This window comes from Bradyrhizobium sp. 164, from assembly GCF_023073715.1.
Taxonomy (GTDB): domain Bacteria; phylum Pseudomonadota; class Alphaproteobacteria; order Rhizobiales; family Xanthobacteraceae; genus Bradyrhizobium.
Genome location: NZ_JADPKA010000083.1, coordinates 94,845 through 115,925, shown reverse-complemented (window position 1 = coordinate 115,925; position 21,081 = coordinate 94,845). Strand labels below are relative to the sequence as shown.

The 21,081-nt window shown below is 66.1% G+C and carries 14 protein-coding genes and 1 pseudogene; 9 read left to right on the top strand and 6 right to left on the bottom strand.

Annotation, left to right across the window (positions count from 1 at the left end; genetic code table 11):
- Positions 1 to 48: 48 nt before the first annotated feature.
- The 3 genes from IVB01_RS25740 to IVB01_RS25730 form a co-directional block, all read right to left on the bottom strand.
- Positions 49 to 717 carry an OmpA family protein gene (locus IVB01_RS25740; protein WP_247278497.1) on the bottom strand — a complete coding sequence of 223 codons (669 nt, stop codon included), beginning with the start codon at positions 715 to 717 and terminating at the stop codon, positions 49 to 51.
- On the bottom strand, positions 717 to 1,133 hold the full coding sequence (locus IVB01_RS25735; protein WP_247278498.1) for a hypothetical protein: 417 nt from the start codon (positions 1,131 to 1,133) through the stop codon (positions 717 to 719). The genes IVB01_RS25740 and IVB01_RS25735 overlap by 1 nt, the downstream gene beginning before the upstream one ends.
- Positions 1,134 to 1,224: 91 nt before the next feature.
- Complete coding sequence (locus tag IVB01_RS25730; protein WP_247278499.1) at positions 1,225 to 3,795, bottom strand: UvrD-helicase domain-containing protein; 2,571 nt, start codon at positions 3,793 to 3,795, stop codon at positions 1,225 to 1,227.
- Positions 3,796 to 4,030: 235 nt separating this feature from the next.
- Here IVB01_RS25730 and IVB01_RS25725 point away from each other — a divergent pair, with 235 nt between their 5' ends.
- The gene (locus IVB01_RS25725; protein WP_008556598.1) at positions 4,031 to 4,204 is read left to right on the top strand and encodes a DUF1328 domain-containing protein; all 174 of its coding nucleotides are present in this window, start codon (positions 4,031 to 4,033) and stop codon (positions 4,202 to 4,204) included.
- A gap of 3 nt (positions 4,205 to 4,207) precedes the next feature.
- Here the strand turns inward: IVB01_RS25725 and IVB01_RS25720 are convergent, their stop codons facing one another.
- A complete protein-coding gene (locus IVB01_RS25720; RefSeq protein WP_247278500.1) occupies positions 4,208 to 4,714 on the bottom strand; it encodes a thioesterase family protein in 507 nt (168 codons plus the stop codon).
- A gap of 85 nt (positions 4,715 to 4,799) precedes the next feature.
- Here IVB01_RS25720 and IVB01_RS25715 point away from each other — a divergent pair, with 85 nt between their 5' ends.
- Positions 4,800 to 6,224 (top strand): FAD-linked oxidase C-terminal domain-containing protein, encoded by a 1,425-nt coding sequence (locus IVB01_RS25715; protein ID WP_247278501.1) that lies wholly within the window; start codon positions 4,800 to 4,802, stop codon positions 6,222 to 6,224.
- A gap of 102 nt (positions 6,225 to 6,326) precedes the next feature.
- Entirely contained in the window at positions 6,327 to 7,625 is a 1,299-nt protein-coding gene (locus IVB01_RS25710; protein WP_247278502.1) for a Spy/CpxP family protein refolding chaperone, read from the top strand.
- A 97-nt stretch (positions 7,626 to 7,722) separates the two neighbouring features.
- Here IVB01_RS25710 and IVB01_RS25705 read toward each other — a convergent pair whose 3' ends face one another.
- The gene (locus IVB01_RS25705; RefSeq protein WP_247278503.1) at positions 7,723 to 9,201 is read right to left on the bottom strand and encodes a caspase family protein; all 1,479 of its coding nucleotides are present in this window, start codon (positions 9,199 to 9,201) and stop codon (positions 7,723 to 7,725) included.
- A gap of 418 nt (positions 9,202 to 9,619) precedes the next feature.
- Here IVB01_RS25705 and IVB01_RS25700 point away from each other — a divergent pair, with 418 nt between their 5' ends.
- The 4 genes and pseudogenes from IVB01_RS25700 to IVB01_RS25685 all read left to right on the top strand — a co-directional run bounded on the left by IVB01_RS25700 (position 9,620) and on the right by IVB01_RS25685 (position 15,033).
- On the top strand, positions 9,620 to 10,651 hold the full coding sequence (locus tag IVB01_RS25700) for a TRAP transporter substrate-binding protein (RefSeq protein ID WP_247278504.1): 1,032 nt from the start codon (positions 9,620 to 9,622) through the stop codon (positions 10,649 to 10,651).
- 22 nt (positions 10,652 to 10,673) lie between these two features.
- Positions 10,674 to 12,527 carry a TRAP transporter large permease subunit gene (locus tag IVB01_RS25695; protein ID WP_247278505.1) on the top strand — a complete coding sequence of 618 codons (1,854 nt, stop codon included), beginning with the start codon at positions 10,674 to 10,676 and terminating at the stop codon, positions 12,525 to 12,527.
- 12 nt (positions 12,528 to 12,539) lie between these two features.
- Positions 12,540 to 13,517 (top strand): NAD(P)-dependent oxidoreductase, encoded by a 978-nt coding sequence (locus IVB01_RS25690; protein WP_247278506.1) that lies wholly within the window; start codon positions 12,540 to 12,542, stop codon positions 13,515 to 13,517.
- Between the two features lie 224 nt (positions 13,518 to 13,741).
- Positions 13,742 to 15,033, top strand: a pseudogene (locus tag IVB01_RS25685) (MFS transporter).
- Positions 15,034 to 15,133: 100 nt separating this feature from the next.
- Here the strand turns inward: IVB01_RS25685 and IVB01_RS25680 are convergent.
- Positions 15,134 to 15,745, bottom strand: coding sequence for a TetR/AcrR family transcriptional regulator (locus IVB01_RS25680; protein ID WP_247278508.1), 612 nt, complete (start codon positions 15,743 to 15,745; stop codon positions 15,134 to 15,136).
- Between the two features lie 131 nt (positions 15,746 to 15,876).
- Between IVB01_RS25680 and IVB01_RS25675 the strand changes: the two genes are divergently transcribed.
- Both IVB01_RS25675 and IVB01_RS25670 read left to right on the top strand, forming a co-directional pair.
- Complete coding sequence (locus tag IVB01_RS25675) at positions 15,877 to 17,121, top strand: cytochrome P450 (RefSeq protein ID WP_247494979.1); 1,245 nt, start codon at positions 15,877 to 15,879, stop codon at positions 17,119 to 17,121.
- A 280-nt stretch (positions 17,122 to 17,401) separates the two neighbouring features.
- Positions 17,402 to 21,025, top strand: coding sequence for an AsmA-like C-terminal region-containing protein (locus tag IVB01_RS25670; protein WP_247278510.1), 3,624 nt, complete (start codon positions 17,402 to 17,404; stop codon positions 21,023 to 21,025).
- The last annotated feature ends 56 nt before the right edge of the window (positions 21,026 to 21,081 follow it).

Below are 21,081 nucleotides of genomic sequence, written 5' to 3'. Positions count from 1 at the left end.
AATGGTCAAAACTTCAAAGGGTTCCGTCGGACGCTGGGATGCACGCGCTCAGCGCTTCTTGGCGGGCTTTTTCGCCGCAGGCGCAGGTGCCGCAGCAGGGTGCGCAGGCTCTTCCGGCAACTTGGCATAGGTCAGGATCTGCAACTGGCCGTTGACGGCGGACGTCGGCTTGGCCCGGTCGAGAAACTGCTCTTCGCCGAGGCCGATCGGATGCAGCCGTTTGGTCGAGATCTTGAACGTGTTCACCAGCACGTCGCGGATCGCATCTGCCCGGCGCTGGCTCAGGATCGCGTTGGCCTCGCGCGTCTTCGAATTGGACTCGACATGGCCGACGATCAGGAACGTGTAGGGGAGCAGCGAGGAATGCACCAATGCGTCCGCGATGCGGCCCACCGTCTGGTAAGACGCCGGCTGGATGATCGGCGTGTCGGCGTCGAACTGAATCTGTGCGTTGAAGGCGGGCAGCTTGGCAAGATCGGGCGCGATCAACGGCCGGTTCACCGGACCGGGATCATTCTTGATCCTGGCCTTGGCGCGCTCCATCACCTGCTGCTTCAGCGCGGGAAGATCGACCTCGGCGGCTTCCTCGAAATGGTTGAGCTTGCCGACGATGTCGTCGCGGGTCGGTGCCGCCGTCTGCGCGCCGGCCGCGCTCGCGAGCAGGACGAAACTCAGCGCGATGCCTAGTCCGGCGGTGGAGAGCCCCTTCGCGCGCATCAGCGATACCCCGCGTCGTCGATGGCCTTCAGACAATTGTTGCTGATGCCCTTGGGGGTCGAGACCAGGCAGGGGATCGACTTGCTGGTCTCCCTGGTCGAGCCGCCGCAGACCTTGACGATCTCGCGCTGGCAGGCGTTCGCCACCGTGACGCGCGCCGAAACGCGTTTCTGGATGGCGTCGAAGACGCCGAGATAGTCGCTCTGGCACTGCGGCGACAGCACGTCGCGGTTGCGCGACAGGCACTCCTTCAGGCGGGTCGAGTCCGGATTGACGCCGCGGCAATTGGCGACGATTTCCGCGCCGCAACTCGCCGCCAGCTTGCCGATCGCATCGCCAAAGCTCATGGTCTCCGCCGCTGCGAGCGGCGGCATTCCCAATGCAAGCACGATCAATGTGATGGAGCCCCGGACCATGGGCTTCATCTGATACGGGGAAGTTCGTGATGGTCAAGGGGCGAGCGGAAGAAACGCGGCGGCGTAACACCGCTGCAACAGGGACGGGCGCTCACGCCCGCTGCACAAAGCTGTCCACGACCTTCTTCTCGCCGGCCTTGTCGAAGGCGATCGTGAGCTTGTTGCCGTCGATCTTGGTGACGCGGCCGTAGCCGAATTTCTGGTGGAAGACGCGGTCTTCCAGCGAGAATTCGGACGTCGTGCCGGTGGATTTGGCGACCAGCTCGCCCTCGATGGTCAGGGGCCCGCGGCGGCGCGAGGAGAAGCTGCCGAAATCGGGCGAGGAGGAAGACGAGAACGAGGCGGTCTCTTCCTCGAAACCGCCGCGGCCACCGCCATTGCGACCTTGACCGCCGCGGTTGCGGTTGGCCTGCGCCCGCTGCCAGCCCGGCGTCGAATAGCTGGAGCCGAACGCCTCCATGTCGTCGAAGCGCGAGGCGCCATAGCCGCCGGTGCCGCCCCAGGCCGAGCCGCCCTTGGATTCTGTAATCTCGACATTGGCCGCCGGCAGTTCGTCGAGGAAGCGCGACGGGATCGTGGTCGACCAGGTGCCATGGATGCGCCGGTTGGTTGCAAAATAGATCATGGCACGGCGGCGGGCGCGGGTCAGGCCGACATGGCCGAGCCGGCGTTCTTCCTCGAGGCCGGCGCGGCCCTGTTCGTCCAGCGTGCGCTGGCTCGGGAACAGGCCTTCCTCCCAGCCCGGCAGGAAGACGTTGTCAAATTCGAGCCCTTTGGCCGAATGCAGCGTCATCAGCGACACGGCGTCGTCCTCGGCGCCGCCGTCGCGGTCCATCACCAGCGAGATATGCTCGAGGAATCCTTGCAGGTTCTCGAACTCCTCCATCGAGCGCACCAGCTCTTTCAGGTTCTCCAGCCGGCCCGCGGCATCGGCCGAACGGTCCTTCTGCCACATCTCGGTGTAGCCGCTCTCGTCGAGCACGATCTGGGCAAGATCCGTATGCGCGGTGACCTCGCGCTGGGTGCGCCAGCGGTCGAACTGCGTGATGAGATCACGAAGCGAGCCGCGCGCCTTCGGCTTCAGCTCGTCGGTCTCGACCACCGCGCGGGCCGCTTCGAACAGCGGGATGCGGCGCTTGCGGGCGTGATCGTGCAGCATCTGCACGGTGGCATCGCCAAGGCCGCGCTTGGGCGTATTGACGATGCGCTCGAAGGCGAGATCGTCGGCCGGCGAATTGATGACGCGCAAGTAAGCCAGCGCGTCGCGGATTTCGGCGCGCTCGTAGAAGCGCGGCCCGCCGATGACGCGATAGGGCAGGCCGAGCGTGACGAAGCGGTCTTCGAACTCGCGCATCTGGTATGAGGCGCGCACCAGGATTGCGATCTCGTTCAGCTTCTCGCCCTGGCGCTGGAGCTGCTCGATCTCCTCGCCGATGCCGCGCGCTTCCTCTTCGGAATCCCACGAGCCCGTCACCGTGACTTTTTCGCCGTCCTGATCCTCGGTGCGCAGCGTCTTGCCGAGTCGGCCTTCGTTATGCGCGATCAAATGCGAGGCGGCGGCGAGGATGTGGCCGGTCGAGCGGTAGTTGCGCTCGAGGCGGATCACCTTGGCGCCCGGAAAATCGTGCTCGAAGCGCAGGATGTTGTCGACCTCGGCGCCGCGCCAGCCATAGATCGACTGGTCGTCGTCGCCGACGCAGCAGATGTTTTTGGTGGGGCCTGCAGCCGCCACCGTCATTCCGGGATGCGCCGAAGGCGCAGACCCGGAATCTCGAGCTGAGGACTCATCTCCAGATTCCGGGTTCGCGTCTTCGACGCGCCCCGGAATGACGGCTTTGGTTGATGCCGGCGCCTGCGACAGCAGCCGCAGCCACAGATATTGCGCGACGTTGGTGTCTTGGTACTCGTCGACCAGGATGAATTTGAAGCGCTGCTGGTACTGCCGCAGGATGTCCGGATGCTCGCGGAAGATGCGGATGTTTTCCAAGAGCAGGTCGCCGAAATCGGCGGCGTTCAATATCTTCAGCCGCTCCTGGTAGCTCGCATAGAGCTTGCCGCCTTTGCCGTTGGCAAAGACAGCGGCCTCGCCCGAGGGCACCTGCGACGGCATCAGGCCACGGTTCTTCCAACCGTCGATCAGCCCGGCGAGCATGCGCGCCGGCCAGCGCTTGTCGTCGATGTTCTCGGCTTGCAGGAGCTGCTTGAGCAGCCGGACCTGGTCGTCGACGTCGAGCACGGTGAAGTTCGACTTGAGCTGCGCCAGCTCGGCATGGACGCGCAGGATGCGGCCGCCGATCGAGTGGAAGGTGCCGAGCCACGGCATGCCCTCGACCGCGTGGCCCAGCATTTGGCCGAGCCGGTGCTTCATCTCGCGCGCGGCCTTGTTGGTGAAGGTCACCGACAGGATCTCGGCGGGGCGGGCGCGGCCCTGGCTCAGGATGTGGGCGATGCGCGTGGTCAGGACGCGCGTCTTGCCGGTGCCGGCACCGGCCAGCACCAGAACCGGGCCGTCCAGGGTTTCGACCGCCTCGCGCTGCTCCGGATTGAGCCCGGACAGATATTTCGGACCCACGGAGGCCCGCGCACGCGCGGCAATGCCGCCGGCTGCGGGCTGGTGGTCGGGAACGTTGGTGATCTTGCTCGGCTCGGTCATGCGAATCATTGGCCCCACGATCGCACCGCGGGGTGGTGGAAGGGAGCCTTCTTAACAGGGATTAGTCCCTATATGGGGCGATGGACAGGGTTTTCCACGTGCGCGGCGGGCCGATTTGTTCCTGCGAAGGCAGCGAATTTCGCTCCTGCGTCGGCCGGAACCATCATTCTCGCGTCGAGATTGTCTGGGCAGGCGGCGCGGTCAGCGCCGGACGCAAGACGGACATCAAGACGAGGGTTTGACCATGCTTGGCTGGGTTGTGACGTTTCTGGTTATCGCACTGATCGCGGGTATCCTGGGCTTCGGCGGCATCGCCGGCGCCTCGATCGAGATCGCCAAGATCATCTTCTTCATCGCGGTCGTCCTGTTCCTGGTCTCGGCCGTGGTCGGCTTGGCGCGCGGCCGCAACAGGATATAGCGGCTACCGCTTCGAGGGCATCGCCACGCTGCGGCCGATGCCCACGGGGCGGGGCAGGGTGCTGTGCGCCTTTGTGACCGCGGCGATGCGCGCCTGGATATCGGGCGGAAATGGCGCAACGCGCCGCGCCTTCATGTCCATGTGCAGCGACATGTTCTCGGAAGTTGCCGACAGCCAGCCTTCGCTAGCATGACGCATCTCCTCAAAAGTGTGCAGCCGCTTGTCGTCGGCCTCCAGCAGCCAGACGAAGATCTGCACGGGATCGCCGAGGTGGATCTCGCGCAGATACCGTACATGGCATTCGGCGGTGAAAGTCGAGCCACCTCGCTCCTTCATGTAGGCTGGCCCGATCCCGAGCTCGAGCCAGAGCTGGTCGATCGCGCGGTCGAACATCACATTGTAATAGGCCATGTTGAGATGGCCGTTGTAGTCGATCCATTGCGGCTCGATCTGCATGATCGAGGCGCGGAACGGCTCGGCTTGTGGCGCTGAGGCGGCAGTCTCCGGCATATGTCCTTCCCTAGCCATGTGTCCGGTCCCTTGACTTGACCGATTTTATGTCCTTTGCCACGGTCCTTCTGTCGGGAGGAATTCCGTGGGCACGACCATCACCAATAATCCGCCGCGGCCGGAGCCGAAAGCCCTCACAAGCGCGCTGGAACAGCTTGCCGCACGCTTCGGCAACCGCCTCATCACCTCGCAGGCCGTTCGCGAACAGCACGGCCATACCACGACGTGGATTCCCAACCAGCCGCCTGACGGCGTGGTGATGGCGCAGGAGACCGCCGACATCCAGGACGTGGTGCGGATCTGCGCCAAAAATCGCGTCCCTGTCATTCCCTTTGGCACCGGCACCTCGCTCGAGGGCCAGGTCAACGCACCGGCCGGCGGCATCTCGATCGACCTGCGCGACATGAACAAGGTGCTCGCGGTGCATGCCGAGGACCTCGACTGCGTGATCCAGCCGGGCGTCACCCGCAAGGCGCTCAACGAGCATCTGCGCGACCAGGGCCTGTTCTTCCCGATCGACCCCGGCGCGGATGCTTCGCTCGGCGGCATGGCCTCGACGCGCGCTTCAGGCACCAATGCGGTGCGCTACGGCACCATGCGCGACAGCGTGCTGGCCTTGAAGGTGGTGCGCGGCGACGGCGAGATCATCACGACCGGCACGCGCGCCAAGAAATCATCCGCCGGCTACGACCTCACCCATCTGTTTGTCGGCGCCGAAGGCACGCTCGGCATCATCTCGGAATTGACCATTCGCCTGCGCGGTATCCCCGAGACGATCGCGGCGGGTGCGGTGTCATTCGAAACCGTGCACGGCGCCTGTCAGGCCGTGATCCTGGCGATCCAGACCGGCATTCCCGTGGCGCGCATCGAGTTGCTCAATGCCGCGCAGGTCAAGGCCTGCAATGCCTATTCGAAGCTGACGCTGCCGGAGACGCCGCTCTTGCTGATGGAATTCCACGGCAGCGAAATCGAGGTCGCCGAGCAGTCCAAGGCCTTCGGCGAGATTGCGAAGGAGTGCGGCGGCGGCGAGTTCTCCTGGACCACAAAGCCGGAGGACCGCACCAAACTGTGGCAGGCGCGGCACGATGCCTATTGGTCGGTGAAGGCGCTGCGGCCCGGCGACAGCATCGGCGTCGTCGCGACCGACGTCTGCGTGCCGATCTCGCGCCTCGCCGACTGCGTCAGCGAGACCGAGGAGGATCTCAAGCGGCTCAACCTGCTGTCGCCGATCGTCGGCCATGTCGGCGACGGCAACTTCCATTGCTCACTGGTCTGCGACGTCAACGATCCCGACGAGATGGCGCGCGGCGAGGAGTTCATGCATCGCCTGGTCGAGCGCGCGCAGGCGATGGACGGCACCTGCACCGGCGAGCACGGCATCGGCCAAGGCAAGCAGAAATATCTCAAGGCCGAGCTCGGTCCCGAAGCGCTAGATGCGATGCGGGCGCTGAAAAAGGCGCTCGATCCGCTCAATATTTTCAATCCCGGCAAGATCGTGCCGGAGGCCTAGGGCCCTGCGCAGCCAAGAACCGGGAACTTTTGGCAACGTTGCCGGTTCCATTCCCGCCAAGTTCCGATGCCTCAACGGCAGGGCTTTGCGCGGGAGGGCGTGATGATGCGACCGGTCATTGGAATTGCCGCGGTGGCGTTTGCCTGCATGCTGGCAGGCGCGGCGCTGGCGAAGGGCGGACATGGCGGTGGCCATGGTGGCGGGCACGGAGGCGGGCACGGCGGTGGTCATCATGGTGGCGGCCATTTCCGCGGCCACGGCGGCGGGCACGCGCACGGCGGCGGGCATCATCGCGGGATGCGGTTCGCAACAGGCGCCCGGCGCGGCAGCCCCAATTTCGGTCATATCCGCAACGCGGCGATACGGCCCGCGAACTTCCGCAATGCGCTCAACTCAAGCACATTTCGGAACGGCCGGCTGATCAGCAATCCAGTGGCGCGTGCGCAGATCGCGACCGCGGCCGCACTGGCCGGCTGGAGCGGCGCAAGCAGCGGATGGTGGCAACATGCGGGTGGCGGCTATGGCTGGGTCGGACCGCTGTTCTGGCCGTTCGCCTACAATGATCTCTACGACTACACAATCTGGGGCGACGGTCTCGGCTTCTGGGGCTACGGTTATCCGGACATCTATGCCGGCATTTTCGGCCCCTACGGTTATGATCGGTTGTCGGCCTATCTGCCGCAGCAGCCGCAGGGACGACGGCGGGCGCGCAGCGCGCCGCTCGATCAGCTCTGCGGCAGCGACCGGCGTGCCATCGTCGGTCTGCCGATCGACCAGATTGCGGCGGCGGTGCAGCCGAGCGATGCGCAAGGCGCCGATCTCGATGCGCTCGGCAATGCCTCGATGGACGCTGCAGCGCTGATCCGCACATCCTGTCCGACGCAGGCCGCAGCGACGGCGCCCGGCCGGCTCGCGGCGATGCAGCAGCGTGTCGAAGCCATGCAGAAGGCCGTCGATCTGGTCCAGCCTGCGCTCGACAAGTTCTATGGTTCGCTGACTGACGAGCAGAAGGCGCGCTTCAATGCGCTGGCTGGCGACCAGCGGCGCGCGACCGCATCGAACGATGCGAGTGGATCGTCGGTGCAGAATTGCAGCGCGTCCGCCGCGTTCGATTGGCCTGGCGCCACGATCGAGGAGAGGATTCGTCCGAACGATACCCAGCGCGCGGCCCTCCAGGTGCTCCAGGATACCAGCGCCAAGATCAGTGCATCGCTCAAGGCAGCCTGCGAGCCCAATGACGTGATGACACCGCCGGCACGCATGTCCGCAATCCGCCAGCGCCTCGGCGTGATGCTGGATGGGATCAAGTCGGTGCGCGCAGCGCTCGATGATTTCTACGCCACGCTCAATGACGAGCAGAAGGCGCAGTTCGAGGCCATCGGCCCGCGCCGCATGTCCTGAACGCGACGACGCCGTGCGCCGCATCGTCCGGTACTGTTGCAGTAGATCCGGCTTGCGCTATCGGCGCGAGCCGGATCTCTGTTTGTGCCGGGCCGGCTCAGTATCTGCGGTAATCGCCGCGATAATGATCTCCGCCGCGGCCGCCGCCCATTCCCATGCCGATCCCGATACCGATGCCGATGCCCTGCATCACGGCGCCGGGCGGCGGCCCCGGGGGCGGCGCACGCTCGTAGACGACCTCTTCGGGCGGCGGCCGGCGCTTCGGCGGCGTCTCGACCACCTTGCGCTTCGGCGGCGTGTCGTCGACGCGCTTCTTGATGATGGGCGCGACGCTCGGATTGACCGGCGTTGCAGGCGGCGACGGCGTCGAGCACGGGCAGGTCGGCGCCATTGCGACGGCGATCGGGGCCGGCGCCGCAGCGGCGGCAGCGGCCTGGCCATAATTGCGGTTCTGGACGCGAAGCAGCAGCCTGCGCGCGGTCGCAGCTAAGTCGCTGTTGTCCCAGTTCGCAAGATAAGCTTCGAACGAGGCGCGGGTATTGATCGAGACCGCGCGCTCCCAGGCCAGCATCTGCCGCCGCCGCTCCAGCACCGTGCGCAGGCGCGGCGTCTGAGCGTCCTGTGCGTACAGCTCGATATAGGCCTGATAGGCCGGCACCGTATCCTCACTGATCACGAGCTCATAGGCGACCTTGGCGGGCTTGCCCTGCAAATCCTTGCGCCAGTCCTCGACGCTGCGCGTGGCGCTGGCGAGCGCCATCGAATTTGCGCCCGGAAGGGAAGGCGGCTGGTCGCTGCTCTCGCCGAAGAACTTGAAATCAGTGGTCAACGACGAGCTTTCCCAGGGGATCTGCCGCCCTGCGGTCGATTGCGCCACGGCGACGCGGATGCGCTTGAACACCTCTTCGATCGGCAGATTGGGCTGCTTGGCGATGGTCAGTGCGGCGGTGGTATAGGGGCTGTCGATGCCGTTGCCGTCCTCGGCTTCGGCGCCGGGCGAGGTCGAATAGGAGATGAAGGAGCCGGGCGCGCCGGCCTTGGTGTCGACGATCGCAAGCCCATGACCGGCGCCGCTGAGCGCGGGGAACGGATTGTTGCGGCAGGCGTCGAGCATGAAGATGCGCGCCCGCGTCGGCAGCGCGCCGAGCGTGTTGAGCAGGTCGTTCAGCCGCACGCCCTGGAGCGGAATGTCGGCCTCGCGCTTGGGGTCGAGATCGACCGGCACCAGATAGTTCTCGCCGTCGATTTGCAGGCCATGGCCGGCATAGAACACCAGAGCCACGGTGTCGGCGCCGCTGGCGCTGACCTTGCCGGCGAAATCCGAGATCGCCGCACGCATCTCGCTCTGCGCCAGATTGGCCGCCGTGGTGACGGTGAAGCCGGCATTGCCGAGCAGCTCCGTCATGCCCTTGGCGTCGTTGGCGGCGTTGGGCAGTTCCGGCACGGTGCGATAGGCGGATTGGCCGATCACCAGCGCGAGCCGTGCCTCGGCGGCGGCGCCGGTCGGCATCATCAACTGTGCGAGCGCAAAAAAACCGGATGCTAGAAGCAAATTGGAAAAGACTGGACGGCGCATGGGCGTCACCTCCATCGGCGCGACGATGTCACCTTTTGTACGTTTGCGCCATCACGCCGTCTGTGCGCTGGATCACGCAGCGGGCCGCGGCAAAATGGGGCAGGGGACCTGCCGGGAGGGGAGCATCGTTCGAGCGCAATCCATGTGAATTGCGCATTGATCCATGCGCCAATTAGATCAATCCGTGGCACCCCGCGAAACCCTCGTCCTCACACATCGGCCGCAAGCCGATCCTCATCGATAATCCCGGATAACCTCGGCGTTTTCACGATCCGCCCATGCTGCCGCCAGTCATCGCGCGCCGCCCTGCCGCGACTGGCGCTAGCCTTGCCTGCTTCGTCGCTTTGGCCATACAGTCTGCGTAACAGGCTGCGGCAACGACCGCGGCGAACAAGAATAATCGGGGAGAAGCCGCACCATGACCATCGTGCCCGTGAACCGTCGCGCGTTCATCAAGTCATCGGCGGCGGTCACCGCCGGCCTCGTGCTCTCTCCCGCGATCGTCGGCCGCGCCGAAGCTGCCACGCTGAAACTGAAATGTTCGTCCTCGCTGCCGAACGATCCCAAATACGCCAACGGCCGCGTCTATTACGACAATCTGGTCAAGAGCCTGAAGGCGAACGGCCTCGGTGAGCAGATCGAGGTCGCCTTCTTTCCAGACAACCAGCTCGGCCAGGAGATCGACGTCATCAATTCGGTGAAGCTCGGCGTCATCGACCTCATGGTGTCGGGCTCGTCGATCTCGGCCAATCTCGTGCCGCTGGTCGGCACCTTCGACCTCGGCTTTCTCTTCTCGAGTTTTCCGCAGCAGACCAAGGCGTTCGACGCCGGCGCCGCCAAGCCGATCGAGGATGCGCTGCTCAAGGGTGGCAACATCCGCATCATCGCCTGGGCCTATAATTTCGGCTCGCGCAGCGTACTGGCGAGGAAGCCGGTCAAGACGCCCGAAGATCTCGCGGGGCTGAAGATCAGAACGCTGCCCAACCCGGTCATCACCGAATGCCTGCGCCTGATGGGTGCCGCGGCGACGCCGCTGGCATTCGGCGAAATCTACACGGCGTTGCAAGCCGGCGTGCTGGATGGGCTGGAGCATGATCCGCCGACCATCCTGGCCAGCAAGTTCTTCGAAACGGCGAAGTTCTATGCGCTGACGCAGCACAATTTCTCGCCGCTCGCGATCTATTTCAGCGACATGACCTACAACCGCATGGATCCGAAGCTGCGCGAGGGCTTCCTCGATGCCGCGAAGAAGGCCGCGGCCGACACGCGCACCCATGGGCTTGCGGTCGAGAAGGAGGCGCTGGCGGCGTTGACGGAGAAGGGCGTGACGGTGGCCGAATGCGACCGCGAAGCGTTCAGGAAACGCGTGGCGCCGCAGACCGATAACTTCATCAAGGCGCGGCCGGAATCCAAGGCCGTCATCGATATCATCCGCGCGACGCAAGCCTGAGATGGCCAAATCTGAGCTGGCGATGACAGCCGCCGTGCCTCTCTCGGGCGGACGCCACGGGAGCATCACCATGCTGCTTCGCCTCAGCGACGCGATCGCAGCCATTCTCTTGGCCGTCGATCTCGTGGTGGTCTGCGCCTCCGTGCTGCTGCGCTTCTTCTTCAACGCGCCGGTCGAATGGTCCGACGACGTCGCGCGCGGACTGATGGTCGGCTCGGCCTTCTTCGGCGCGGCGAGCGCGCTCGCGCGCGGCGAGAATGTCGGCGTGTCGTTCTTCCGGGATCTGCTGTCACAGCGATTGCAGGTGCTTGTCGATGCCGCCAGCGCGCTCCTGGTCGTGCTGATCTCCGGCTATGTCGCCTACAACGCCATCAAGCTGGGTGCGCTGACGGCGGGACAGACCACCGGATCCGGCCTGCCACTGGAGCTGACCTTCTATCCGATGGGTGTCGGCGCGCTGTTCATGACGGTGTTCGCGATCAACCATCTCTGCATGCGGCCGCTCCCTGAAATCGTCAGGGGCCTCGTTGCGATCCTGGTCGTCACCGGCCTTTATCTTGCCTGGGATTATCTCTCGCCGTCATCGGTGCCGTCGGCGGGCATCTTGATGCTGATCGGCTTCTTCGCCACCCTGTTCGGCGGATTGCCGATCGGGTTTGCGCTGGCACTCGCCGCGCTGATCTTCATCTGGGTCGAGGGCGCGCTGCCCGGCGTCATCTTCGCCCAGCAGATGGCGCGGGGCATCGACAATTTCGTGTTGCTCGCGATCCCCTTCTTCATCCTCGTCGGCTATCTCATGGAAGCCAACGGCATGTCGGTGCGCCTGATCGAGCTGTTGCAGCGCGCGGTGGGGCGGATGCGCGGCGGATTGAACGTCGTGATGGTGGCCTCGATGGTGCTGTTCTCCGGCATCTCCGGCTCGAAGATGGCGGACGTCGCCGCGGTCGGCTCCGTCTTGATCCCGGCGGCGCGCCGCTCGAAGCAGAATCCGGGCGGCGCGGTGGCGCTGCTTGCAGCGTCCGCGGTGATGGCTGAGACCATTCCGCCCTGCATCAATTTGATCATCCTCGGCTTCGTCGCGAACCTGTCGATCGGCGGCCTGTTCGTCGCAGGCCTCCTGCCGTCGGCGCTGATGGCGCTGGTGCTGATCGCGGTGTCCATCATCTTCGGCAAGCGGCCGGACAAGATAGAGGAGGTCGAGCCGCAGATGCCGGTGTCAGGCCTGTGGAGCGGCGCGATCGCCTCGTTCGGCCTGATCTTCATGATCTTCTTCGGCTTCAAGACCGGCTTTGCCACCGCGACCGAGATCTCGGCTTTCGCCGTCGCCTATGCGCTGGTCGTCGGCAGCGTGGTGTTCCGCGAGCTCGGCTTCAAGTCCGCCGCGCACAGCTTCGTGCAGGCGGCGACGCGCGCGGGTCTCGTGCTGTTCATCGTCGCCGCCGCGCAATCGCTGGCCTTCACGCTGACCTTGCAGCAGGTGCCGCATGCGGTCGGCGACTTCATGCTCGGCCTGTCCAAGACCTCAGGCGTCTGGTTGTTCATCCTCTTGGCGATTGCCGTGCTGATCGTGATGGGCTCGGTGCTGGAAGGCGCGGCCGCCCTCATCATCTTCGGACCGCTGCTGCTGCCGGTCGCCGTGCAGCTCGGAATTGATCCCCTGCATTTCGGGGTCGTGCTTGTCATCGCCATGGGGATCGGCCTGTTCGCGCCGCCGCTCGGGCTCGGGCTCTATGGCGCCTGCCTGATCGGTAACGTCCCGATCGAGCAGACGGTGAAGCCGATCATGGGCTACCTCGGCCTCTTGTTCCTCTGCCTGCTCGTCATCGCCTTCGTGCCGTGGCTCTCGACGGCGCTGCCGCGCGCGTTCGGCTATTGAAGGAGTCTCGTCGTGAAAGTCCTGCTCGCTCACACGCCGGAGATGCGCCGGAACTATTACGGCGATCGCAGCCTGGACGGCCTGCGCGCGACCGCCGAGGTGATGCTGCACGATGGCGACGAGCCGCTCGACGCTGCCGGGCTCGTGCGTGCGGCCAAGGACGTTGACATCATCGTTGCCGATCGCATGACGGAGGGGCGCGGCGAGATCTTTGCGCAGCTGCCGCGCCTGTGTGCATTCGTCCGCTGCGCCGTCGACATCCGCAACGTCAATGTCGACGCGGCATCGAGGGCGGGCGTGCTCGTGACCCGTGCCGGCCCGGGCTTCGTGCAGGCGGTGGCCGAGCTCGCGCTCGGCTTCATGGTCGATCTCTCCCGCGGCGTCTCGCGAACCACCGCCGACTACCAGGCCGGCCGCAAGGCGGAAGCACGGATGGGCCGCCAGCTCGCGGGCAGCCGGATCGGCATCATCGGCTATGGCAGCATCGGGCGCTATCTCGCCGAGGTGGCAAAAGTGCTGCGCATGGAGGTGCTGGTCGCCGATCCCTTCGCGACCGTCAGTGATGCTGCGATCCGGCAGGTCGGTCTTGATGAGCTGCTCGCCGCGTCGGACTACGTCGTCTGCCTCGCGGTGGCCAACGAGCAGACCGAGAACCTGATTGGGGAAGCGGCACTGGCGCGCATGCAGAAGCATGCCGTCTTCATCAATCTCTCGCGCGGCAATCTCGTCGACGAGGCGGCGCTGGCGCGGGCATTGATCGAGCATCGCATCGCCGGCGCGGCCATGGATGTCGGCCGCGCGCCCGATCAGATGCCGACGCCCGAGCTGGCGAAACTGCCGAACGTGATCGCCACGCCGCATGTCGGCGGCCTGACCCCGCAGGCAATCGAATATCAGTCCCTGGAAACGGTGCGTCAGGTCGAAGCGATCGTGAAGGGAGCGATCCCGCAAGGCGCCGTCAATGCCGACCACTGGACGCGGCGGCCTTAAAGACGATCCACCGCTTGAGCGTCCCTCCTTCGGCCGAGATGATCTTGGCGGTGCGCGCAGATTCGGGCCTGCCGCCGCAGCGGCTGGAGATCGAGATCATGGACGATCGCCGCAGGGCCGCTCTCATATGCGATTGCGCTGCCGCTCAAGAGGCATGCACGAAAAGCGCTTGACCCGGGCATCTCCGGATGGTCGGAAGGATCGTCCAGGGATGAAACACAAACATGCGGTTTCCGTTCTTCTACGGCTGGGTCGTAGTCGCCGTGACCTTCGTCACCATGGCCATTGGCGTCAACGCGCGCACCGCCTTTTCATTGTTCTTTCCTCCCATCATCTCCGAGTTCGGCTGGGAGCGTGGCGTCACCGCGGGGGCGTTCTCCTTCGGCTTCGTGGTGTCGGGCGTGGTCAGCCCGCTGATCGGCCGCCTCATGGACCGCGCCGGCCCGCGCGCCGTGATGGAGCTCGGCGTCGTGCTGATGGGCGGCGGCCTGCTGCTCGCGCCGCTCACCAGCGCGCCCTGGCATCTCTACGTCACCATCGGCGTCATGGTCGGCGCCGGCTCGGTCTGTCTCGGCTATTCCGGCCAGTCGCTGTTCCTGCCGAACTGGTTCATCCGCAAGCGCGGCTTCGCCATCGGTATCGCGTTCGCCGGCGTCGGCATCGGCTCGGTGACGCTGCTGCCATGGGTGCAGCACATGATCGAACAGACCGGCTGGCGCACCGCCTGCACCGCGATGGGGCTGCTGGTCCTGATCGTTCTGGCGCCCATCAATCTGCTGCTGCGCAAGCGCCCCGAGGACATCGGCCTTGAGCCGGACGGCGATGCCGCCCGGCTCGCGGGAGCGGCAAAGCCCGTCTCCAATGTCGTCGATCCGGTCTGGGCCGGCACCGAATGGACGCTGAAGCGTGCCGTCGCAACTGCACGATTTTGGTGGATCGCGTTCGGTTATTTCTGCGGCCTGTACATCTGGTACGCGGTGCAGGTGCACCAGACCAAATTCCTGCTCGACATCGGCTTCAGCCCTGGTGTCGCGGGCTCGGCATCGTCAGCCTGCTCGGCATTCCCGGCCAGATCCTGCTCGGCCATGTCTCCGACCGGATCGGGCGGGAATGGGTGTGGGCGATCAGCTGCGCGGGTTTTGCCGTCTGCTTCGCGGCGCTGATAGCGCTGAAGTTCCAGCCATCATTGTGGCTGGTCTATCTCATGGTGTTCACGCAAGGCGCGCTCGGCTACGGCCTCACCTCGATCATGGGCGCTGTGGTGTTCGAGATCTTCCAGGGCCGGCACCAGGGCAGCATCTTCGGCACGATCATGCTGGCCGCGCTGGCGGGCGGTGCCGCCGGTCCCTGGGTGACCGGCTTTCTCTACGATCGCGCCGGCGATTACACGCTCGCCTTCGGCATTGCCGTGATCGTGAGCGCATTGTCGGCGCTGTCGATCTGGCGGGCCGCGCCGCGCAAGGTGCGGGTGGTGGCCGGCCGGCTGCACGCGGTCCAGAGCGAAGCTGCACAGTAGGTTCCGCATGCACCGCGTTGCCGCCGTCGCCCTGGCGGCACGTTAAGCATGCCGCCTCTTAGTGGGACGTGGAAACGCGACGGTCCTGCGAAGCGACATCCTATTCCGACGCCAACCCGGTCCTCCGCCGCAGATCCGTGATCGCGCGCAAAAAGCTGTCGGCCGGCGTCGTCTCGGGGTCGATCAGCCGGTGCAGGCGGAAGCCGTCTTCCAGTGCGAGCACGACGGAGGCCATCCAGGGCGGGTTCAGACTGTCATTCCGCCCGTTGCTCTTCAACGTCGCCTCGACGATGTCGGCGACCAGCTTGCGCCGCGCGCGCAGGCGTTTTGCAAGTTCCGGGCGGCGCTTCTCGGCGCGCGCGACGAACAGGATCATCTCCATGTGCAGCAGCGGCGAGCGGCCGAGTGGATCCTGCTTGCTGCGGTCCATCGTCTTCAGCGCCGCGATGAAATCGTCGAGATTGTCGTGCTGCGCGAGGATGTCCATGTTGCGCCGGATCGACTGCTCGACATGGTCCTCGAGCATGGCGATGATCAGCTCGTCCTTGCTCTTGAAGTTGGAATAGAACGCGCCGCGGGTAAAACCCGCCGCGGCCGCGATCGCCTCGATGCTGGCGCCGCCAATGCCGTCTTGCTCGAACACGCGCGCGGCCGCCTCGAACAATCTGTCGCGCGTATCGTCCCTGGTCGGCCTGGTTCTCACTCTTGACATCCCGGCAGCTTAGGGCAGAATGCAATTCGATACAACAATGTATCGAGTTGATAATTCGAAAGGGATGGTTACGCCGGGCTGTGGGACAGCTTTGCGTATTCGTGTCATGCGGCAACCGATCTGAGGTCACCATGAACGAGCAAGTGCAAGGCGCGAATCAAGGCCCGAACAGCGATCAGCTGTTCAACCCGCTGTCGCCGGACTTCATCCGCGATCCCTATCCGCATTATGATCGGCTGCGCACGATCGATCCGATCCATGTGACGCCGTTCGGCCAATTCGTCACCAGCCGACACGCCGATGTCAGCCTGGTGCTGCGCGACAAGCGCTTCGGCAAGGATTTCGTCGAGCGCACCAAGCGCCGCTATAGCGAAAAGATCATGGACGAGCCGGTGTTCCGCAGCATGAGCCACTGGATGCTGCAAGCCGATCCGCCCGACCACACCCGCCTGCGCGGCCTGGTCGTGAAGGCCTTCACCGCCCGCCGCGTCGAGGACATGCGCCCGCGCATCCAGGAGATTGTCGACCAGACCATCGATGCGGTGATCGACGGCGGCCACATGGACCTGATCGAGGATTTCGCCTTCCGCCTGCCTGTCACCATCATCTGCGACATGCTCGGTATCCCCGAGGAGCACCGCGAGGTCTTCTACAAGAGCTCGCGCGACGGCGGGCGGCTGCTCGACCCGGTGCCGCTGTCGCCGGAAGAGATCAAGCAGGGCAACGCCGGCAACCTGATGGCCCAGATGTACTTCCAGCAGCTGTTCGAGCTGCGCCGCCGCAGTCCCGGCGACGATCTCATCACCCAGCTCGTGCAGGCCGAGGAGGACGGCAACAAGCTCACCAACGAGGAATTGACCGCCAACATCATCCTCTTGTTCGGCGCCGGTCACGAGACCACCGTCAATCTGATCGGCAACGGCCTGCTGGCGCTCCACCGCAATCCGGACCAGCTCGCGCTTTTGAAGGCGCGGCCCGAGCTGATGGTGGGCGCGATCGAGGAATTCCTGCGCTACGATTCCTCGGTGCAGATGACCGGGCGCGTCGCGCTGGAGGACATCGACGATCTCGGCGGGGTGAAGATCCCCAAGGGCGAGACCGTGCTCTGCCTGCTCGGCTCGGCCAACCGCGATCCGGCGGTCTATTCCGACCGGCCCGACCGGTTGGACGTCACCCGCCAGAACGTGAAGCCGCTGTCATTCGGCGGCGGCATCCATTTCTGCCTGGGGGCCCAATTGGCGCGCATCGAGGCCGAGATCGCCATCGCGACGCTGCTCCGGCGGCTGCCCGATTTGCGCATCGACGATGTCGAAACCCCGGAATGGCGGCCGACCTTCGTGCTGCGCGGCCTGAAGCGGTTGCCGGCAAGCTGGTAAAGGCGTCAGCCCTGGTTCTGCGAGCGCAGGTCCTCATCCCGAGGAGCCCGCGAAGCGGGCGTCTCGAAGGATGGCCGCCGGCGGAAGCGGGACCTCTATGGTTCGGGACGGCGCTTTGCGCCTCCTCGCCATGAGGGCCTCTCGCCGGCGTTAACCTCCGCGCGCAACGGTCGCTGTGACTTCGCCATACTTCCCCCTATATAAGGGGCTGTTCCGGCCCGCCTGAAGCCTTCCGAGGGCAAAGTCTGGTCCGGGCGCCGTTTTGGCCGAGGGGAGACCCGTGCAGACGACGCTGCTCGGATTGGCGATTGCCTTCATCATTGCGCTGCTGGCCGCGCTGATCGGGCCTCACTTCGTCGACTGGAACCAGTTTCGGCCCCAGTTCGAGGCGGAGGCGAGCCGAATCATCGGCGTGCCGGTGCGGGTGGCGGGCGAGCTCGACGCGCGGCTGTTGCCGGCGCCGACGCTGCGGCTGCGCGCGGTCACCTTCGGCGGCAACAACGATCTCGGCCGCCTGCGCGCCGACAAGCTCGACGTCGAGTTCAGTCTTGGCTCCCTCATGCGCGGCGAATGGCGCGCCACCGAGCTTTCGGTCGGCGGCATGGCGGTCGACCTCGGCCTGGACGCGCGCGGGCGGGTCGATTTGCCGTCTACTGCGAGCGGTGCCTTCAATCTCGCGTCGCTCGCTATCGAGCGGCTCAATCTCACCGGCCGCATCGCCCTGCACGATGCCGCCAGCCGCTCGACGCTGGAGCTGAGCGACATCGCCTTTTCCGGTGACGTGCGCTCGCTCGCCGGCTCCCTGCGCGGCGACGGCCGTTTCTCCGCCAACGGCGTGCGCTATCCGTTTCGCATCTCCTCCGGCCCAAGCGCCGACGGCAACGCCACCCGCCTCCACCTCAACATCGATCCGGGCGAGCGCGCCATCCTCGCCGATCTCGAAGGCGTGCTCGCCTTCGACAACCGCCTGCCGAAATTCGACGGCGCACTGACGCTCGCCGTGCCCGCGACGAAGAAGGCGGGCGAGGTAGGGCCGACGCCCTGGAAGCTCACGACGAAGCTGAAGGCCGATCCGGCCGGCGCAAAGTTCGACCAGATCGACGTCAGCTTCGGTACTGAGGACGCCGCACTGAAGCTCGGCGGCGTCGGCGACCTCAAGTTCGGCGCCTCGCCGCTGCTGCGCGCGGTGCTCTCGGCGCGGCAGGTCGATGCCGACAAGCTGGCGGCCAAGGATGCTGCCAAGGACGATGCCGATCCGCAGCGTGTCCTGCCGGCGCTGCGCGCAGGGCTGGCCGCGATCCCGCAGGCGCCGATCCCGGCGCAGATCGAATTCAACTCCGACCAGATCATGCTCGGCGGCCGTCCGCTCCAGAACATCACGGCCGAGCTTCAGACCGACGGACGATCCTGGACCTTCCAGCGGCTCGAGCTGCGCGCTCCCGGCATGACGCAGCTCTCGCTCAATGGCGCGACTCCCGGCGCCGACAGCTTCAGCGGCCGCCTCAGCGTCGAATCGTCCGATCCCGATACGCTGCTGGCTTGGCTGCAGGGCCGCAGCGAGATCAACCGGCGCAGCACGCGGCCGCTGCGCCTTGCCGGTGACGTGACGATTGCCGCCAACCATCTCGCCATCGACAGGCTGAAGGCCGAGATCGAGGGCGGTGCGGTGGAGGGCCGCATCGCCTTCGTCCAGACCGGCGCCAGCAAGGGCTCCCGGATTGATGCCGAGCTCAAGGCCGATCGTCTCGACCTCGATGCCGCGGCAAGTTTTGTGCGCGCGCTTGCCGGGCCGCAGGGCGAATGGCCGGAGGAGGCAAAGCTCTCGCTCGATATCGGCCGCGCCATCTCCGCAGGACAGGAGCTGCGGCCGTTTGCGGCAAAGCTCGGCTACGGCCCGGCGGCGCTATCGCTGGAGCACTTGCGGTTCGGACAGGCTGGCGGCGTGACCACCGAAGCGAGCGGCAGCTTCGATCGCACCCAGGTCACCGGCAGGCTCGCGCTGAAATCCTCCGGCAATTCGCTGCACGAGCTCACGGCGCTGATCGAGCCGTTTGCGCCCGCGGTGCGGGCGCGCTTCGATGCCATGCCGGCATTGGCCGGCGCGACGCGCCTGAAGCTCGACCTCAGCCTCGACAAGAATGCCGAGCATGCCGATCGCAGCAACGTCCGCGCTGTGTTCGATCTCGACGCGCCGCAGCTCAAGGCGACCGCGACGCTGGCCGCGCAGACGCCGGTGGCCGCCGTCAGCGGCTTCGACATCGAGCGCCTGCGCAACAGCGACTTCACACTCGATACGAAACTAACGGCGCCGCAGGCCGGCGCGCTGCTGGCGCTGCTCGGCCTCGATCGCGTGGTGGCCGCAGGCGAGGGCGCTTCGCAGTTCGAAGGCAAGGTGACCGGCGCCTGGAGCCGGCCGCTGCAAGTGAACGCAAAGCTCTCGGGCGCGCTGGATGCGGATGCGCAAGGCAATTTTGACTGGCCGGCATCAAAGGGCAGCGCGAGCCTGCGCGTGCGCAACGCCAATCTGGCGCCGCTGTTCGGGACCAGCGCGACCGACAAGCCAGCGCAGAAAGTCAGCCTGTCCTCGCGCGTCAGCCTGTCCGGCAATCGCCTGACCTTCGATGATCTCGACAGCACCGCAGCCGGCTCGCACCTGCGCGGCCATCTGACGGTGACGCTCGATCAGGACAAGAGTGTCGATGGCGAGGTGGGCCTCGATACGCTCGATCTTGCGCCGGCGCTCGCGATGGCAATCGGCGCCGCCGGACATGAGTCCGGCGAACCGTTGAGTGCGGGGCTCATCGGTGGCTGGCGCGGCCGCATCGCCTTCCAGGCATTGCGCGGCACATTGCCCGGTGGCATCGAGCTGCGCCCCTTCGCCGGCACGATCCGCGGCGACGGCCAGTCGCTCGCGCTCGATGCGCTCAAGGGCGGCATCGGCGGCGGCGAGATGTCGGCAAGTCTCGACGCGCGCAATAGCGCAAATGGCTTGGCCCTGAACGCGCGTATCGAACTCGGCAATGTCGATGCGGCGGCGCTGCGCTACCGCAATCTCGCGCTGCCCAAGGGACGCGCCTCGGTGCAGATGGCGCTGACCAGCCAGGGCCGCAGCGTCGCGGCCCTCACCGGCGCGCTCGCCGGCAACGGCACGGTGACGCTCGACTCCGCCGAGATTGCCGGCCTCAATCCGCGCGCCTTCGAGATCGCAATCCGCGCCAGCGACGGCGGCCAGGTCAGTGACGACAACCGGCTGCGCCAGCTGGTCGAGCCCGCGCTGTCGGCAGGCCCGATCGCGGTCGCTTCGGCGCAGATCCCGTTCACGATCCGCGATGGGCGCCTGCGCGTCGGCGCGACGCCGCTGGAAGCGAAGAACGCCCGCGCCATCGTCTCCGGCGGCTACGACATTCCCGCCGACCAGGCCGACATCCGCGCCAGCCTGACGCCGATCATGACCGGCCTCTCCGGCGCCCCGCCGGAGATCCAGCTGTTCGCGGCAGGCCCTCCGGACAAGCTCAATCGCACCGTCGATCTCGCGCCGCTGTCTTCCTGGCTCGCGGTGCGCACCATCGACCGCGAGACGCGCCGGCTCGATGCGATCGAGCGCGGCGAGCCGCCGCCCGCCACGGCCGCTCTGCCGACCCTGGTCTCTCCCGATGGCGCGCCGGAGCAGGCGCCTGCGAATGTGCCCCTGCCTGGCCAGGATCCGCGGCGCGCACCGGTAAAGGCGAAGGTTGCCCCGACGCCGAAAGCTCCGCACGCGGCCCCCGCTGTGCCGAGCCCACCGCTGGCAAGCCAGCAACTTGCCCCTTTGCCGCCGCCGATCGACGTGAAGCCCGCTCCGGGCCCGCCGCCCGCCAAGCCCAAGCCGAAGCCGCCGCTGGTGCTGACGCCACAGAATCCGTGAGGCGGTGCTAGCCGCAGGTCCGGTCTTCACCTTCCCTTCCGAAGAGGTGAAGCGAG

Bases quoted from the DNA above. Each gene is read 5' to 3' on its own strand.
- IVB01_RS25675 (WP_247494979.1), top strand. From the start codon at position 15,877: ATGAACGAGCAAGTGCAAGGCGCGAATCAAGGCCCGAACAGCGATCAG.
- IVB01_RS25735 (WP_247278498.1), bottom strand. From the start codon at position 1,133: ATGGTCCGGGGCTCCATCACATTGATCGTGCTTGCATTGGGAATGCCG.
- IVB01_RS25720 (WP_247278500.1), bottom strand. From the start codon at position 4,714: ATGCCGGAGACTGCCGCCTCAGCGCCACAAGCCGAGCCGTTCCGCGCC.
- IVB01_RS25695 (WP_247278505.1), top strand. From the start codon at position 10,674: ATGACAGCCGCCGTGCCTCTCTCGGGCGGACGCCACGGGAGCATCACC.
- IVB01_RS25710 (WP_247278502.1), top strand. From the start codon at position 6,327: ATGATGCGACCGGTCATTGGAATTGCCGCGGTGGCGTTTGCCTGCATG.
- IVB01_RS25680 (WP_247278508.1), bottom strand. From the start codon at position 15,745: ATGTCAAGAGTGAGAACCAGGCCGACCAGGGACGATACGCGCGACAGA.
- IVB01_RS25705 (WP_247278503.1), bottom strand. From the start codon at position 9,201: ATGCGCCGTCCAGTCTTTTCCAATTTGCTTCTAGCATCCGGTTTTTTT.
- IVB01_RS25730 (WP_247278499.1), bottom strand. From the start codon at position 3,795: ATGATTCGCATGACCGAGCCGAGCAAGATCACCAACGTTCCCGACCAC.
- IVB01_RS25740 (WP_247278497.1), bottom strand. From the start codon at position 717: ATGCGCGCGAAGGGGCTCTCCACCGCCGGACTAGGCATCGCGCTGAGT.
- IVB01_RS25725 (WP_008556598.1), top strand. From the start codon at position 4,031: ATGCTTGGCTGGGTTGTGACGTTTCTGGTTATCGCACTGATCGCGGGT.
- IVB01_RS25700 (WP_247278504.1), top strand. From the start codon at position 9,620: ATGACCATCGTGCCCGTGAACCGTCGCGCGTTCATCAAGTCATCGGCG.